Source organism: Aeromicrobium marinum DSM 15272 (assembly GCF_000160775.2).
GTDB classification, from domain to species: Bacteria; Actinomycetota; Actinomycetes; order Propionibacteriales; family Nocardioidaceae; genus Aeromicrobium; species Aeromicrobium marinum.
The window spans coordinates 2,091,163-2,106,352 of the sequence record NZ_CM001024.1 but is presented as its reverse complement, the minus strand read 5'-3'; the positions used below and the strand labels follow the sequence as shown (position 1 = coordinate 2,106,352).

Genomic DNA, 15,190 nt, shown 5'->3' with positions numbered 1-15,190 from the left:
CGCGATGCTCGTCAACCTCTACCACGACAACCAGGCCGAGCACCGCCGGCTCCTGGTGGCCGGCCTCGTCTCCATCGTCTCCATCGCGCTGCTCATCGGACTGTCGATCGCGATCTACGACAAGCGGTTCACCACCAGCACCACGGTCACCGTCATGGCCGACAAGGCCGGTCTCCAGCTGGCGCGGTTCGGCGACGTCCGGGTGTACGGCGCCCTGGTGGGTCAGGTCCGGTCGATCGAGAGCGACGGTGAGCAGGCCGTCATCACCCTGGCGCTCGAGCCCGACGCGGCCCGCAACCTGCCGTCCGACCTCGACGTCCGCATCCTGCCGACCACACTGTTCGGCCAGCACTACGTCGAGCTGGTGCCCACGGCCGGCAGTGCCGCGCCACCGCTGCGCGACGGCGCCGTGGTCACCTCGGACCGGGTGTCCACCAACGTCGAGCTGCAGGCGATCCTGGCCGACCTGTTCCCGGTGCTGCGCTCGGTGCAGCCGGCCCAGCTCAACGCCACGTTGTTCAGCCTCTCGCGGGCGCTGCAGGGCAACGGGGCGCAGATCGGCGACACGCTCGTCGACCTCAACGCCTACCTGAAGCGCATCACGCCGGAGCTGCCGACCCTGCAGACCGACCTCCGGCTGCTCACCGACGTGGCCGAGACCTACCGGCTCAGCGCTCCGGACCTGATCGGCGTGCTGCGCAACGCCACGGTCACGGCCCGCACCGTCACCGACCTCGAGGGCGACCTCAACCGGGCGCTGACGTCGATCACGGGCCTGGCCACCATCAGCCGCACGACCCTGGCCGACAACGAGGAGCTGCTGATCGCCCAGACCCGGTCGGGCCGCCCGCTGCTGTCGCTGCTGGACACCTACTCGCCGATGCTCAACTGCCTGCTCACCGGCCTCGACCGCCAGATCCCCGACACCGAGAACGTCTTCCAGAACGACATCATCCACCAGACGCTCGAGCTCGGGGCTCCCCAACGCGCGGCCTACACCGCGGCCGACGCCCCCTCGTACGGCGAGGTCGGCCGCGGGCCGTGGTGCCTGGGTCTGCCCGACGACTACGACAACCCGGCCGGATTCCTGCCGCTCAACGACGGCACCGACAAGGACAACCCGGACGGAGGCCTCGGATGAGGAAGCGCGACGCGGCCTTCTTCCTGGACCTCGCCCGGTTCGGGATCTTCGCCCTGGTGTCGGTCATCGTCACCTCGGCGCTCGTGGGCATCATCGGAGGTGTCGGGGACGGCACCTTCACCGAGTACCGCGCGGTCTACACCAACGCCTCGGAGCTGGCCCCGGGCGACGACGTCCGGGTCGCCGGTGTCGCGGTCGGCCGCATCAAGGACGTCGACTTCGAGGGTCGCGACCGCGCCGTCGTCACCTTCGAGGTGCTCGAGGACGTCGCGCTGACCGATCGCACCGAGGCGAGCGTGCGCTACCTCAACCTGATCGGTGACCGCTACATGGCCCTCACCGAGGGTCCGCCCGGGCTGGGGCCGATCGGTCAGGACACGGCGCTGGAGCAGGTCGACGCCGTGGCCCCCGTGTCGGCCGGTTCGCCGCTCGAGCCCGGTGCGACGCTCCCGGTGGACCGCACGACGCCGGCATTGAACCTGACGGAGCTGTTCAACGGGTTCCAGCCGCTGTTCGCCGCCCTGCGGCCCGAGGACGTCAACGAGCTGTCGCTCAACCTGGTGCGGGTGCTCCAGGGCGAGGGCGGCACGGTGCAGCAGCTGCTCGCCAACACCGCCTCGCTCACGACCAACCTGGCCGACCGCGACCTGCTCATCGGCGAGGTGGTCACCAACCTGACGACGTTGATGACGACGGTCGACGACCGCAACGCCGAGCTCAACGCGCTGATCGTGAGCCTGAGAACCTGGTTCGGGGACCTCGCCACCGACCGCGAGGTCATCGGGGCCTCCCTGCCCAACGTCGCGGACCTGACCGAGCGGGTCGCCGAGCTGCTGTCGGACTCCCGCCCCGCCCTCCAGGCCGACATCGCCGAGCTGGGACGCCTCTTCACGGTCCTGGCCCAGCCGGAGAACAAGGACCGGCTCGACCGCACCCTCGACCTGCTGCCCGACATGTTGTCCAAGCAGACCCGGATCGGCGTCTACGGATCCTGGTACAACTACTACCTCTGCGAGTTCCAGGGCGGCATCGTCCTGCCGAGTGAGGTCATGAATCTCCTGACCCCCGAGATCCAGAAGAACCTCTCGGAGTTCACGTTGGTCAGCCGCGCGGACAGGTGCCAGTGATGGCGGCGCGCAGCGACCGGCAGGTCAAGCGACTGGGGATCGTCGCGCTCGTGGTGCTCCTGCTCCTCCTGGCCGGCTCGTTCAACCTGCAGAAGCTCCCCGGCTTCCGTGGAGCGACCTACTACGCCGAGCTCACCGACGCCAGCGGGCTCCGGGTCGGCAGCACGGTGCAGGTGGCGGGCATCCACGTGGGCCGGGTCAACGACATCACGATCGGTCCGGAGATGGTCATCGCCGAGTTCGACGTCAAGGGCATCACCCTGGGCGAGGACACCCGCGCGGCCGTCGAGGTCAAGAGCCTGCTGGGCGACAAGTTCCTCAGCCTCACCTCGCGTGGCGGTGGCACCATGCCCGAGGGGGACACCATCCCGCTGGCCCGCACCGACGTCACCTTCGACATCGTCCAGACCCTCGGGCAGCTCACCACCCAGACCGAGCAGACCAACCGCGAGAACCTCACGGCCGCCCTCGACTCGTTGGCCGAGACCCTCGACGCCGCCACCCCGGAGATCCGCTCGAGCCTCGGCGGACTCTCCGCGCTGTCGGAGACGATCGCGTCGCGTGACGCCGAGCTCGAGGAGCTGCTGGCGCGATCGCGCAACGTGACGGGTCTGCTCGACGAGCGCAAGGGTGACCTCGTGCAGCTGATGGAGAACGCCAACCTGGTCTTCGCCGAGCTGCGGCAGCGCAAGGAGGCCATCAACGCGCTGCTGGTCAACGCCGACCAGCTGGCGGTCCAGCTGCGGGGCGTGGTCGACGACAACCGCGAGCAGCTCGCGCCGACCCTGGCCCAGCTGGACGACGTCCTCAGCTTCCTCCAGGAGCGCGAGGACCAGGTCGAGGAGCTGCTGCGCAACTACGGCCCCTACGTCAACATCCTGGGCAACGTCGTCGGTTCGGGGCCGTGGTTCGGCGCCTACGTGCCGAACATCATCGGCGTCTTCTCCGGCGAGTTCGTGCCCGGCCCGGCGGGAGGGACCCGATGAACGGCTTCTCGCGCTGGCTGCGCGCCACCCGGACCGCGATCGTGGTGCCCGTCGTGCTGGCCCTGCTCGTCGCGGCCTTCCTCGTGGTCGGCGGCGACACCCGGACCCTCACGGCCAGCTTCGACCGGGCCACCGCGGTGTACCCGGGGACCGAGGTCCGGGTCATGGGCGTGCGGATCGGTGAGGTCACGGCCCTCGTCCCCGACGGCAACAGCGTGCGGGTCGAGATGGAGTACGACGCCGAGTACCAGCTGCCGGCGGGCGCACGAGCCGCCGTCGTCACGCCCACCCTGGTCGCCGACAGGTACGTCCAGGTGTTCCCGGCCTACGCCGGTGGACCGGAGATGCCCGACGGCGGCGACATCCCGCTCGACCGGACGCAGACCCCGATCGAGCTCGACCGAATGTTCAGCTCGCTGGACGACCTGGCCACCACCCTCGGACCGAAGGAGGGCGAGACCAGCGGAGCGCTCGACGGTCTGCTGTCGGCCGGAGCCGCGGCGCTCGACGGCAACGGAGCCCTGGGGTCCGAGACGATCCGCAACCTGTCCGCCGCCGCCGAGACCTTCGCCGCCAACCGTGGGCCGCTGTTCGAGACCGTTCGCGACCTCGCCCAGATCACGGACACGCTGGCCGCCAACGACTCCACCGTCGAGGCGTTCGTGCAGGAGCTGGCCGCGGTGTCCGAGCAGTTCGCCGGTGAGCGCGAGGAGCTGGAGCAGGTGCTGGCCTCGCTGGCCGACGTCCTGGGCTCGGTCGAGGGCTTCGTCGGCGAGAACCGTGAGGCGCTCAGCACCGACGTGGAGCTGCTCACCAGCCTCATCGAACGGGTCGACCGCCAGAAGGAGGCGGTCGGGCTGGTCGTGCAGAAGGGTCCGCTCGCCCTGGGCAACCTGGCGGTCGCCTTCGAGCCCACCACCGGCACGTTCGGGTCCCGCCTGCAGATCGCCCCCGGCATCCAGTTCCGGCCCGACCAGTTCCTGTGCCAGACCCTCCTCAACGCCGGGTTCCCGGCGTTCCTGTGCGACGTCGTCACCGGTCTGCTGGAACCGCTCATCCCCGCAGCAGCCCCCGGGACGGACCTGGTCGACCAGGTGCCCCCGGGCGGCACGACCGCCCCGGCCCCCGGGGCGTCTCCCGATCCGCTGACCCCGCCCCCGGCGGCACTGCCGGGACTGGACGGTCCGCTGTCGCTGCTCGAGCTGCTCGGAGGGGGTCCGCGATGAAGCGACTGCTGCGTCACGTGGCCACCGGCATCGCCGCGGTGCTGCTGCTCGGCGGGTGCACCGTCGACCTCTACGAGCTCCCGCTGCCCGGCGGCGCCGTCAGCGGCGAGGAGACGATCGAGTTCAGTGCCGACTTCGCCGACGCCCTCAACGTCGTCCCGCGGACCTCGGTGATGGTGGCCGACGTCCCGGTCGGCCAGGTCGAGTCGGTCACCCGGGTGGGCTGGAACGCCCGACTGACGATGCGGATCCGCGACGACGTCGTGCTGCCCGCCAACGCCCGGGCGGAGATCCGTCAGACCAGCCTGCTGGGCGAGAAGTTCGTCGAGCTGTCCGCTCCCGAGCCCGACCCGCTGACCGGGTCCACCCCGGCCGATGTCGGCCGGCTCGGCGACGGCGACCTGATCCCCCTCGAGCGCAGCGGCCGCAACCCCGAGGTCGAGGAGGTGCTGGGCGCCCTCTCCTACGTGCTCAGCGGCGGCGGGGTGGGTCAGCTGCAGACCATCACCTCGGAGCTGAACCAGATGATGAGCGGACGCACCGACGAGGTGCAGGACACGTTGCGGTCGCTCAACACCTTCGTGGGCACCCTCGACCAGCAGCGCGACGACATCATCGCGGCGCTGGAGTCGGTGAACGGACTCAGCGCGACCCTCGTGGCCGACAAGGACACCATCTCCGACGCCATCGCCGCGGCCGCCCCGGCGGTCGCCGTGCTGCAGGACCAGCACGATGAGTTGGTGCAGGTGCTCGTCGAGCTCGACCAGCTGGGCGTCGTCGGCACCCGGGTGATCGACGAGGTCAAGGACGACCTGGTGGCCGGTCTGGAGAGCCTGGAGCCGGTCCTGCGGGCGCTGGCCGACACCGGTGACTCGCTCGTCCCCGGCCTCACCGCGGCCGCCAGCTACCCGTTCCCCATCGACGCGGCCGACACGATCCGCGGCGACTTCGCCAACGTGGTCTTCCGGCTGCAGTTCAAGCTCACCCCGGTCAGCGAGGGCGGGCTGATCCCCGAGACGCTGCAGGACGTCGTGCAGCTCTGCCGCACGACTCCGGCCGCGCCGCTGTGCTCGCCGCTCGGTGGCGCCGTCGAGCAGCTCTGCGCGGTGCTCGGCAGCCTGCCGCTGTGCGAGGAGGCGACCGTCGAGGAGGTGGCCGGCGTGCTGGCGAACATCGAGCAGGGCGGCCCGGTCCCCGAACCGCTCGCCGGCCCGGCGCCGACCGCGGAGCCGCCCAGGACGCTCCTGCCCGGACTGACGCCCGCCCCGGGTGCGACCGGCTCGGGCAACATGATCATGGACCTGCTGTCCGGCCTGTTCGGCGGAGGTGCGCGATGAGGCGGGGCATCAAGGTCAGGCTGGTCGCCTTCGTGCTGCTCAGCGCCGTGTCGCTGCTGTACGTCGGCGGGTCCTACCTCGGCGTGGTCGACCGGCTGCTCGGCCGCGGGTACACGGTGCAGGTCACGCTGCCGGGCTCCGGCGGACTGTTCGAGGGCAGTGAGGTCACGTACCGCGGCGTCACGATCGGTCGGGTCACGTCGATGACGGTCCGGGACGACGGCCTGCTGGTGACCGCACGCATCGACGAGGGCGTGGAGGTGCCGGCCGACACGGCGGTCTTCGTCTACAACCTCAGCGCGGTGGGCGAGCAGTACCTGTCCTTCGAACCGGGTTCGACCGAGGGTCCGATGCTGGGCCAGGGCGACGTGGTCCGGGGGTCGGCCGACAGCCTGCCGCTCGGCGAGGACGAGCTGCTCACCAACCTCTCACGCTTCGTGTCCAGCCTGGACGGCGACGACCTGAACACCGTGGTCACCGAGCTCGGCGCGATGTTCGCCGGCAACGCCACGCCGCTGCGCTCGCTGGTCGACAACGCCCAGCTGTTCATCGCGTCCGCGCGGGAGAACGAGGACGCGACGATCAGCCTGTTGCGCAACGCCCGCACGGTCCTGGAGACCCAGCAGGACGTGTCACCCGACATCCGTGCGTTGGCACGGGACCTGAACGGGGTCACCGAGACACTGGCGGGTGCTGACCCCGACCTCCGGACGGTCCTCGCCGACGCCGCGCCCGCAGCGGTCGAGCTGACCGCCCTGGTGGGCGACCTGCAGCGGCTGCTGCCCCCTCTGCTGCAGCCCCTCGTCAACGTCACCGAGGTGCTGGCCCGACGCCTGCCGGCCCTCGAGCAGCTCCTGGTCACCTTCCCCCGCCTGGTCGCGGCCGGCCCGTCGGCGCTCCTGGAGGCGCCCAGCGGCCAGAAGTTCGGCCGGGTCAACCTCAACCTGAACCAGATGCCGCCGCCGTGCACCGAGGGCTACCTGCCTCCGGGGCAGTGGCGACCGACCTCCGAGGAGAGCTTCGTGCCGTTCTTCCCGGCCCAGTGCCAGTCCGGCCCACCGATCAACATGCGCGGCATGAACTTCGCGCCGCCGCCCACCGAGCTCCCCGGCGGCGAACGGTGAGCAGACGCAGGACCGTCGACGTCGTGCTGGGGGTGCTGCTGGTCGGACTCTGCGGGTGGATGGTGCTCTTCGCCGTCCAGGGCGGAGGCGCCGTGCCCGGCACCACGGCGGCCGAGGAGCAGGCCGAGCAGTACGCCGACATCAGGCTGGCCGCGCGGGAGACCACCCTGGCGTTCCTCGAGGTCGACCACACCCGCATGGACGAGCTCACCGCTCGCGTGCTCGACGGCGCGACCGGGTCCTTCCGCCAGCAGTACGCGGACTCGTTGGAGTCGTTGAAGGAGGCAGCCGTCAGTCAGGAGTCGGTGTCCCGCGGCCGGGTCGACGAGGTGGGCCTCAGCGAGGTCGGACCCGACCTGGCCACCGCGTTCGTCGCTGCCGGCAGCGAGGTGCAGAACGCGGGCACCGGCGGAGAGGTCGAGGACCGCTTCTGGCGCATCAAGCTCACCCTGGTCAACGAGGACGGCCGCTGGCTGGTCTCGCAGCTGGAGTTCGTGGGCTGACGTGGCGAAGCTGAAGCGCGACGAACGCGCCTGTCCGTACTGCGCCGAGCCGATCAAGGCCGCGGCGATCCGGTGCCGTCACTGCCGGTCCGACGTGGAGCCGGTGGCGGTCGACCCGCCCGAGGCCGCCGACACCGGTGCGCGCACGCCGCGATGGCGTGCGCGGCCGCGCGGCGCCGCCGACCCGGTCGACCCGCCCGAAGCGCCCGATCCGGTCGAAGTGCCCGATCCGGTCGACGACCACGACGACCACGAGGCGGCTCCCGCGAGGACGCGCGGACGCGACCTGTCGGCGCTGCTGCGTGCCCGGCTCACCACGGTCCTCGCGGTCCTGGTCCTGCTGGCCGGAGCGGGGGTCGGGGCCCTGTGGTGGAGCGCCGAGAACGGTGCGGTGGCCGCGGGTCAGGGCGACGCCCTCGTGGGGGAGCAGGCCAGGACCGAGGTCCTGGTGGCCGCGGCCGACCTGGCCCAGCGCACCCTGTCGTACGACTACCGCACCTTCGACAACGACATCGAGGTCGCCCGCGCACGGATGACCCCGGAGTTCCGCGAGGAGTACGAGAACACCATGCAGCAGGTGCGGGCCAACACCGAGGCCAACCAGATCGTGCTCCAGGCGGCAGCCGTGGCGTCGGCGATCATCGACGCGACCCCGGACCGGGCCAGGACCTTGGTGTTCGTCAACCAGACCACCACCGCCGGTGAGGGCGAGACCGCCAACCAGCAGCTGACCCGCAGCACCCTGGTGATCACCCTGGAGATGGACGACGGCGAATGGGTCGTGTCCGAACTCGAGTCCTTGGGCTAGACTAGAACACGTTCTAGTCTTCGACCGAGGAGCAGGTTCCAGATGGCCAAGGTGGAGGTCGACTTCGACCTGTGCGAGTCCAATGCACTGTGCGAGGCGATGGCGCCGGACGTCTTCGTCATCGACGACGACGACTTCCTGCAGGTGCAGGACCCGACGGTGACCGACGAGAACCGTCCGCGGGTCGAGCGGGCCGTCGCCGCCTGTCCGCGGGCCGCGCTCTCGATCGTGGAGGCTCCGTGAGCTCTCTCGACGGCCGCGTGGCCGTCGTGACGGGCGCCGGTGCCGGCCTCGGCCGGGCCGAGGCGCTGGCCCTGGCGGGCGCCGGGGCGAGGCTGGTCCTCAACGACCTGCCGGGGGTCGCCGACGACACCGCGGACGAGGCGCGCTCCCTGGGCGCCGAGGTGGCGCTCGCCCCGGGCGACGTCGGCGACCGCGCGACCGCGGACCTCGTCATGAGCACGGCGCTGCAGTCCTTCGGCTCGCTCGACGTGGTCGTCAACAACGCCGGGGTCACCCGGGACCGGATGCTGTTCAACATGTCCGACGAGGAGTTCGACCTCGTCCTGCGGATCCACCTGCGGGGCCACTTCCTGCTGTCCCGCAACGCCGCCGCCCACTGGCGCGGCGTGGCCAAGGAGACCGGCGGCCCGGTCGACGCGAGCGTCGTCAACACCGCCTCGGAGGCCTTCCTCACCGGCTCCCCGGGGCAGGCCAACTACGCCGCGGCCAAGGCCGGCATCGCCGCCCTGACCCTCTCGACGGCCCGCGGCCTCGCCCGCATCGGGGTCCGGGCCAACGCGATCTGCCCGCGCGCCCGCACCGACATGACGGCGGCGGTGTTCGGTCCCGACGAGTCGGGCAGCGCGATCGACCCCTACAGCCCCGACCACGTGGCGCCGCTCGTCACCTACCTCGCCTCGCCGGCCGCCGAGCGCATCACCGGCCAGGTGTTCATCGTCTACGGCGGGATGGTGGCGCTGATGGCGGCCCCGGTCGTCGAGCAACGGTTCGACACCACGGGCGAGATCTGGACCACCGAGGAGCTCGACCGCAGCCTCGGCGGCCACTTCGCCGACCGTGATCCCGACCGGTCGTTCGCGGCCGACGCCGTCCTGTCCCTCTGACCCGGCACCCCCGACCACCCCACCCCCCCCAAACCACCAGGAGAACCATGTCCCGCTTGAAGGACAAGTACGCCATCGTCACCGGAGCAGCCCAGGGCCAGGGCGCAGCCATCGCCCGGGCCTTCGTGGCCGAGGGGGCGCGTGTCGCCCTCGCCGACATCGCCGACGAGGCCGGGGAGGCCCTGGCGGCCGACCTCGGCGACGCGGCGCACTTCTCGCACCACGACGTGTCGGACGCGCAGTCGTGGCAACGGGTCGTCGCCGAGGCCGAGGAGCGGTTCGGCACGCCGGCCAACGTCCTGGTCAACAACGCGGGCATCCTGCGCTTCGGCGAGGTCGACACCATGCCGATGGACGAGTTCGACCTTCTCGTCGCGGTCAACATGCGGGGTTGCTTCCTCGGCATGCAGGCCGTCGCGCCCGGCATGAAGGCCGGCCGGCAGGGGTCGATCATCAACTGCTCGTCGGTCGAGGGTCTGGCGGGCATGTCGTCGCTGGCCGCCTACACCGGCACCAAGTTCGCCATCCGCGGCATGACCAAGGCCGCCGCCGTGGAGCTCGGTGCCTTCAACATCCGGGTCAACTCCGTGCACCCCGGCATGGTGGACACGCCGATGACCCGGGTGCACGGTGGTGACGCGGCCATGGAGTGGGCCGCGACCCGCATCCCGCTGGAGCGGGTCGGCACGCCGGAGGACATCGCTCCGCTCTACGTCCACCTGGCCGGTGACGAGAGCAGCTACACCACCGGTGGCGAGTTCGCGATCGACGGCGGCGCCACCGCCACGCACTCGTTCTACCCGGGCAACAGCGGTCGCGGCGGGCGCTGAGCCGGTCGTGCGCATCGCCCTGTTGTCCTACCGCAGCAAGCCGCACTGCGGTGGCCAGGGCGTGTACGTCCGCAACCTGAGCCGGGAGCTGGTGGCGCTGGGGCACAGCGTGGAGGTGTTCTCGGGCCAGCCGTATCCCGAGCTGGACGACGGCGTCGTGCTGACCCGCGTGCCGTCGCTCGACCTGTACCGCGACCCCGACCCGTTCCGGCTGCCCCACCTGCGGGAGTACCGCGACCTCGTCGACGTCGAGGAGGTGCTCACCATGTGCACCGCGGGCTTTCCCGAGCCCAAGACGTTCAGCCGGCGCGTGGCCCGGCTGCTGAGGGACCGGCGCGGCGACTTCGACGTGGTCCACGACAACCAGACGCTGGGCCGCGGCTTGGTCCAGATCATGGCGGCCGGGTTCCCGCTGGTCACCACGATCCACCACCCCATCACCTTCGACCGGCGCATCGACCTGGAGAACGCGACCGGCCTGCGTCGCCGGGCCGGCGTGCGCCGCTGGTACGGCTTCCTGCGCATGCAGCGGCAGGTCGCCCGGCGCCTGCCGAAGGTGCTCACCGTCTCGGAGTCCAGCCGGCACGACATCGTGCGGGACTTCGGGGTCGACCCGCAGCGGCTCGAGGTGATCCCGCTCGGGGTCAGCGAGGACTTCAGGCCACCGGACCGTCCCCGCGTGCCGGGGCGCATCGTGGCGATGGCCAGTGCCGACGCCCCGATGAAGGGCATCGCCACCCTGCTCGAGGCGTTCGCCAAGCTCCGCACCGAACGTGACGTGGAGCTGGTGCTGGTCGCCACGTTGAAGCCCGGCGGACGGACCGAACGGCTCATCGACGACCTCGGCATCGCCGGCGCGGTCACCTTCGTCAGCGGTCTCAGCGACGCCGAGCTCGTCGACGTCATGGGCTCGGCGGAGATCGCGTGCGTGCCGTCGCTGTACGAGGGGTTCTCCCTGCCCACGGCCGAGCTGATGGCCTGCGCCACGCCGCTGGTCGTCAGCCGGGCCGGCGCGATCCCCGAGGTCGTCGGCGACGACGGGGCCTGCGCGGTGCTCGTGACGCCCGGCGACGTCGGCGAGCTTGAGCTGGCCCTGGCGGACCTGCTCGACGACCCGGAGCGCCGCGAGGCGATGGGGCGTGCGGCGCGCCGACGGGTCCTGGAGCGGTTCAGCTGGCGGGCGGTCGCCGAGGCCACCGCCGCGGCCTACGCCGAGGTCGTGGACGGGGCGTGTGGATCTCCGGCGACGGGGTACCGCGCGGTCATGAACCAGATGTCGAACGACAAGACCGAGGCCGTCCAGAACGTCGTCAACCATGTCGCGGGGTACCAGGACGGTGCGCCCGAGGGCACCGTGGAGTCCGAGCTGCGGCGGGGCCTGGAGGAGGCCCGGGTGCAGCTCGACGACGCCGAGATCGTGGAGCTGGCCGAGGCGATCAACGAGACCGACGGATCGGTCACGGTCGCCGACGTCCTGGCGTAGCCCGTCGGGCCGCAGGGCCTAGGCTGCTGGCGTGGCCTACCGAGCGTTCTTCGACACCGTCTTTCGTCGGATGGACCCGGAGGTCGCCCACGAGCGTGCCTTCGCCGCGATCCGTGCCGGCCGGCCGGTCGCCGCCGCCGTGGTCCGGCCCGTGCGGGACCCGCGCACCGTGATGGGACTGACGTTCCCGAATGCCGTGGGCCTGGCGGCCGGATTCGACAAGAACGCACGGGCCGTGCCCGGCCTCCTGGCCCTCGGCTTCGGGCACGTCGAGGTGGGCACGGTCACGGCGCAGGCCCAGCCCGGCAACCCGCGGCCCCGTCTGGTCCGTCTCGTCGACGATCGCGCGGTCGTCAACCGGATGGGCTTCAACAACGACGGAGCAGCGGTCGTCGCGGCCCGTCTGCACCGTCTGCGCGGGACGCGTGCCGGCCGGGACGCCGTCATCGGGGTCAACATCGGCAAGTCCAAGGTGGTCCCCGTCGAGCGTGCCGTGACCGACTACGTCGAGAGCGCCCGGTTGCTGGCGCCGTTCGCGAGCTACCTGGTCGTCAACGTGTCCAGCCCCAACACCCCCGGCCTGCGCGACCTGCAGGCGGTGGAGTCCCTCGAGCCGATCCTCACGGCGGTCCGCCAGGTGACCGAGACCGTGCCCGCGGGGCGGGTGCCGCTGGTCGTCAAGATCGCGCCCGACCTCGCCGACGACGACGTCGACCAGGTGGCGGACCTCGCCCGACGGCTGGGGCTGGACGGCATCATCGCCACGAACACCACCGTCGCCCGCCCCGCCGGTCTGCGCAGCGCGCCCGCGGAGGTCGAGGCCGCCGGCGCGGGGGGTCTGTCCGGTCCCGTCCTGGCGGAGCGGTCGACCGAGGTGCTGGTCCGGCTCCGGGAGCGGGTGGGCCCCGACCTCGCCCTCATCGGCGTCGGTGGGGTGACCACCGCGGCGGACGTGCGGGCGCGGCTGGCCGCCGGTGCCGACCTGGTGCAGGCCTACACCGGGTTCGTGTACGAGGGGCCGCTGTGGCCGTCGCGACTGGCCGGTGCCACGTCGGGAGCGGCTCGCGGACGCTCGGCGGACCCCGATTTCTGATCTGCCCGGCCACCGGGTATCGTTGCTCCGGTTGCCCCTTTAGCTCAGTCGGCAGAGCGTTTCCATGGTAAGGAAAAGGTCTACGGTTCGATTCCGTAAAGGGGCTCTGGGACACAGTTCGCCTGACGCCCTCGGGGCCAGGGTGGCCCGTGGCCCCGAGGCGGGGTAGCTCAGGTGGTCAGAGCGCACGACTCATAATCGTGAGGTCGCGGGTTCGAACCCCGCCCCCGCTACCGCAGAACGTCATCCGCATCACCGTTTCCCAGCAGAAGAGGCACCCCCGTGGCCAGCAAGAGCTCCGACGTCCGCCCCAAGATCACCCTGGCCTGCACCGAGTGCAAGGAGCGGAACTACATCACCAAGAAGAACCGTCGCAACGACCCCGATCGTCTCGACATCAAGAAGTTCTGCCCCCGCTGCAAGACGCACCAGGTGCACCGCGAGACGCGCTGAGCGCGATCGCCCCGGCTCCACCGACCGACCCCGTCCTGCCTCGGCAGGGCGGGGTCGGTCGCGTCGTGGGCGGCACGGCGGAGCCGCCGGCGCCGGCTGTTGCTAGCGTCGCGTCCATGGATCTCGCCGAGCTGACGACCCTGCGGGTCGGGGGACCGGCCGCCGAGGTCGTCGACGCCACCGACGCCGGCGAGCTGGTCGCCGCCGTCCGGGAGGCCGACGAGGCGGGACGCCCGCTGCTGCTCGTGGCGGGGGGCAGCAACCTGGTGGTGGCCGACGACGGGTTCGACGGTCGCGTGGTGCTGGTCCGCAGCCGCGGCATCACGGTCTCCGCCGACGCGTGCAGCGGCGCGAGCGTCACCGTGGCGGCGGGGGAGCCGTGGGACGCGTTCGTCCGGACCGCGGTCGAGCGTGGGTGGGTCGGTGTCGAGGCCCTGGCGGGCATCCCCGGGTCGGTCGGTGCGACCCCGATCCAGAACGTCGGCGCCTACGGCCAGGAGGTGGCCGACACCATCGCCTCGGTGCGCACGTGGGACCGGCGGGAGTCCCGCATCCGCACCCTCGCGGCCGCGGACTGCGGCTTCGCCTACCGGCACAGCCGGTTCAAGGCCGACCCCCGGCGGTTCGTGGTGCTCGACGTGACCTTCCAGCTGCCGCTGGGCGACCTCGGTGCGCCGGTGGGGTACGCCGAGCTCGCCCGGTCGTTGCACGTGCAGGTGGGCGACCGGGCACCGGCGGCCGACGTGCGCGAGGCCGTGCTGCGGCTGCGGGCCGGCAAGGGCATGGTGCTCGACGAGTCCGACCACGACACCTGGAGCGCAGGGTCGTTCTTCACCAACCCGTTGCTGGGCCCGGAGGTCGCCGCGTCGCTGCCCGCCGACGCGCCGCGGTTCGACCAGCCCGACGGGACCGTCAAGACCAGCGCCGCCTGGCTCATCGACCGGGCCGGCTTCGGCCGGGGTCACGGCGAGGGTGCCGCCCGGCTCTCCACCAAGCACACCCTGGCCCTCACCAACCGTGGAGGAGCGACTGCGGCGGACCTGCTCGCCCTGGCCCGGGAGGTCAGGGACGGCGTGCGGCAGCAGTTCGGCGTCGACCTGCAGCCCGAGCCGGTGCTCGTGGGCTGCAGGCTCTGACCGACCGTCAGGAGAAGTCGAACTCCGAGGACGTCCCGGCGATCGCGAACAGCGTCACGAACGCCACGACGAGCAGGAGGCCCAGCACCAGCAGGACGGTCGCGACGATGCCGGTGATGCGGCCGGCCGTCGCCTCCCCGCGTCCGGCCAGCGGCGTGGGACTCGCGTCGATCTCCCGCACCGCCCGCCCACCCATGACCCACGCGACGGGGCCCATCAGCAGCGGCAGGGCACACATGAACCCGCCCACCAGGGCGACGATGCCCAGCACCATGGCCGTCGTGGCGTTGGGGTGCCGGGGCGCGGCCGGCGGCACCTGGGCGTAGGGGAACCCGGGAGGCGCCTGGCCGTAGGGGGCCTGGCCGTACGGCCCCGGCGGCGGCACCTGTCCGTACGGCGCCTGCGGCTGGTAGGGCGCCTGCGGACGGTAGGGGTCCGAGGGCGGCTGGGTCGGATCGCTCATGGCAGGAGCCTGCCACACCGCCAGGTCCCGATCGGTCAACCGGCGTACGGCGACGACTGGCCCGCCAGCACCCCGACGACCAGGGCGGCCCCGGCCGCGGCCAGCACCGCGAGCCCGAGCAGGACGGTGCCCACGATGCCCAGGATCCGCCCGGCCCGGGCCTGGCCCGCCGGGCCCCACCGCTCCGGTTGACGCTCGGCGTCCCGGATCGCGCACGCGGCGAGGTACCAGGCGATCGGTGCCGCCAGCAGCGGGACGACCAGCACGGCGCCTCCCGCCAGCGCGACCAGTCCGAGGACCAGCGAGGCGCTCGAGCGCGGCGGCTCCGGGAGCCGCGGGGCGATGGGGACCGG

At 71.9% G+C, this 15,190-nt stretch carries 17 protein-coding genes and 2 tRNA genes; 17 read left to right on the top strand and 2 right to left on the bottom strand.

Going from position 1 to position 15,190, the window contains the following annotated elements:
* Positions 1–4: 4 nt before the first annotated feature.
* The 17 genes from HMPREF0063_RS10720 (at position 5) to HMPREF0063_RS10640 (ending at position 14,374) form a co-directional block, all read left to right on the top strand.
* The gene (locus tag HMPREF0063_RS10720) at positions 5–1,141 is read left to right on the top strand and encodes an MCE family protein (protein ID WP_007078687.1); all 1,137 of its coding nucleotides are present in this window, start codon (positions 5–7) and stop codon (positions 1,139–1,141) included.
* Positions 1,138–2,268 (top strand): MCE family protein, encoded by a 1,131-nt coding sequence (locus HMPREF0063_RS10715; protein WP_007078686.1) that lies wholly within the window; start codon positions 1,138–1,140, stop codon positions 2,266–2,268. Before HMPREF0063_RS10720 ends, HMPREF0063_RS10715 begins: the two co-directional genes overlap by 4 nt.
* A complete protein-coding gene (locus HMPREF0063_RS10710) occupies positions 2,268–3,254 on the top strand; it encodes an MCE family protein (protein WP_007078685.1) in 987 nt (328 codons plus the stop codon). The genes HMPREF0063_RS10715 and HMPREF0063_RS10710 overlap by 1 nt, the downstream gene beginning before the upstream one ends.
* Entirely contained in the window at positions 3,251–4,480 is a 1,230-nt protein-coding gene (locus tag HMPREF0063_RS10705; protein ID WP_007078684.1) for an MCE family protein, read from the top strand. The genes HMPREF0063_RS10710 and HMPREF0063_RS10705 overlap by 4 nt, the downstream gene beginning before the upstream one ends.
* A complete protein-coding gene (locus HMPREF0063_RS10700; RefSeq protein WP_007078683.1) occupies positions 4,477–5,817 on the top strand; it encodes an MCE family protein in 1,341 nt (446 codons plus the stop codon). The genes HMPREF0063_RS10705 and HMPREF0063_RS10700 overlap by 4 nt, the downstream gene beginning before the upstream one ends.
* Positions 5,814–6,941, top strand: a complete 1,128-nt coding sequence (locus HMPREF0063_RS10695) for an MCE family protein (protein WP_007078682.1) — start codon at positions 5,814–5,816, stop codon at positions 6,939–6,941. The genes HMPREF0063_RS10700 and HMPREF0063_RS10695 overlap by 4 nt, the downstream gene beginning before the upstream one ends.
* A complete protein-coding gene (locus tag HMPREF0063_RS10690) occupies positions 6,938–7,444 on the top strand; it encodes a hypothetical protein (RefSeq protein WP_007078681.1) in 507 nt (168 codons plus the stop codon). Before HMPREF0063_RS10695 ends, HMPREF0063_RS10690 begins: the two co-directional genes overlap by 4 nt.
* A 1-nt stretch (position 7,445) precedes the next feature.
* On the top strand, positions 7,446–8,252 hold the full coding sequence (locus HMPREF0063_RS10685) for a hypothetical protein (protein WP_007078680.1): 807 nt from the start codon (positions 7,446–7,448) through the stop codon (positions 8,250–8,252).
* 42 nt (positions 8,253–8,294) lie between these two features.
* Positions 8,295–8,495 carry a ferredoxin gene (locus HMPREF0063_RS10680; RefSeq protein ID WP_007078679.1) on the top strand — a complete coding sequence of 67 codons (201 nt, stop codon included), beginning with the start codon at positions 8,295–8,297 and terminating at the stop codon, positions 8,493–8,495.
* A complete protein-coding gene (locus HMPREF0063_RS10675) occupies positions 8,492–9,379 on the top strand; it encodes a 3-oxoacyl-ACP reductase (protein WP_007078678.1) in 888 nt (295 codons plus the stop codon). Before HMPREF0063_RS10680 ends, HMPREF0063_RS10675 begins: the two co-directional genes overlap by 4 nt.
* A gap of 47 nt (positions 9,380–9,426) precedes the next feature.
* Positions 9,427–10,209, top strand: a complete 783-nt coding sequence (locus HMPREF0063_RS10670; protein ID WP_007078677.1) for a glucose 1-dehydrogenase — start codon at positions 9,427–9,429, stop codon at positions 10,207–10,209.
* A gap of 7 nt (positions 10,210–10,216) precedes the next feature.
* Complete coding sequence (locus HMPREF0063_RS10665) at positions 10,217–11,692, top strand: glycosyltransferase family 4 protein (protein WP_007078676.1); 1,476 nt, start codon at positions 10,217–10,219, stop codon at positions 11,690–11,692.
* 31 nt (positions 11,693–11,723) lie between these two features.
* Positions 11,724–12,785, top strand: a complete 1,062-nt coding sequence (locus HMPREF0063_RS10660) for a quinone-dependent dihydroorotate dehydrogenase (protein WP_007078675.1) — start codon at positions 11,724–11,726, stop codon at positions 12,783–12,785.
* 33 nt (positions 12,786–12,818) lie between these two features.
* Positions 12,819–12,891, top strand: a tRNA-Thr gene (locus HMPREF0063_RS10655).
* Between the two features lie 53 nt (positions 12,892–12,944).
* A tRNA-Met gene (locus HMPREF0063_RS10650) sits at positions 12,945–13,018 on the top strand.
* 49 nt (positions 13,019–13,067) lie between these two features.
* Entirely contained in the window at positions 13,068–13,238 is a 171-nt protein-coding gene (gene rpmG, locus HMPREF0063_RS10645; RefSeq protein WP_007078674.1) for a 50S ribosomal protein L33, read from the top strand.
* 116 nt (positions 13,239–13,354) lie between these two features.
* Positions 13,355–14,374, top strand: coding sequence for a UDP-N-acetylmuramate dehydrogenase (locus HMPREF0063_RS10640; RefSeq protein ID WP_007078673.1), 1,020 nt, complete (start codon positions 13,355–13,357; stop codon positions 14,372–14,374).
* Positions 14,375–14,381: 7 nt separating this feature from the next.
* On the opposite strand, the gene HMPREF0063_RS10635 is transcribed toward HMPREF0063_RS10640, so the two are convergent.
* On the bottom strand, positions 14,382–14,837 hold the full coding sequence (locus HMPREF0063_RS10635) for a DUF4190 domain-containing protein (RefSeq protein WP_007078672.1): 456 nt from the start codon (positions 14,835–14,837) through the stop codon (positions 14,382–14,384).
* Between the two features lie 35 nt (positions 14,838–14,872).
* On the bottom strand, positions 14,873–15,190 hold a 318-nt coding region (locus HMPREF0063_RS10630; protein ID WP_007078671.1), incomplete at its 5' end, for a hypothetical protein.

Excerpts from the sequence above, each read along its gene's own strand:
- HMPREF0063_RS10720 (WP_007078687.1), top strand. The coding sequence starts at position 5 with ATGCTCGTCAACCTCTACCACGACAACCAGGCCGAGCACCGCCGGCTC.
- HMPREF0063_RS10715 (WP_007078686.1), top strand. The coding sequence starts at position 1,138 with ATGAGGAAGCGCGACGCGGCCTTCTTCCTGGACCTCGCCCGGTTCGGG.
- HMPREF0063_RS10710 (WP_007078685.1), top strand. The coding sequence starts at position 2,268 with ATGGCGGCGCGCAGCGACCGGCAGGTCAAGCGACTGGGGATCGTCGCG.
- HMPREF0063_RS10705 (WP_007078684.1), top strand. The coding sequence starts at position 3,251 with ATGAACGGCTTCTCGCGCTGGCTGCGCGCCACCCGGACCGCGATCGTG.
- HMPREF0063_RS10700 (WP_007078683.1), top strand. The coding sequence starts at position 4,477 with ATGAAGCGACTGCTGCGTCACGTGGCCACCGGCATCGCCGCGGTGCTG.
- HMPREF0063_RS10695 (WP_007078682.1), top strand. The coding sequence starts at position 5,814 with ATGAGGCGGGGCATCAAGGTCAGGCTGGTCGCCTTCGTGCTGCTCAGC.
- HMPREF0063_RS10680 (WP_007078679.1), top strand. The coding sequence starts at position 8,295 with ATGGCCAAGGTGGAGGTCGACTTCGACCTGTGCGAGTCCAATGCACTG.
- HMPREF0063_RS10670 (WP_007078677.1), top strand. The coding sequence starts at position 9,427 with ATGTCCCGCTTGAAGGACAAGTACGCCATCGTCACCGGAGCAGCCCAG.
- HMPREF0063_RS10640 (WP_007078673.1), top strand. The coding sequence starts at position 13,355 with ATGGATCTCGCCGAGCTGACGACCCTGCGGGTCGGGGGACCGGCCGCC.
- HMPREF0063_RS10635 (WP_007078672.1), bottom strand. The coding sequence starts at position 14,837 with ATGAGCGATCCGACCCAGCCGCCCTCGGACCCCTACCGTCCGCAGGCG.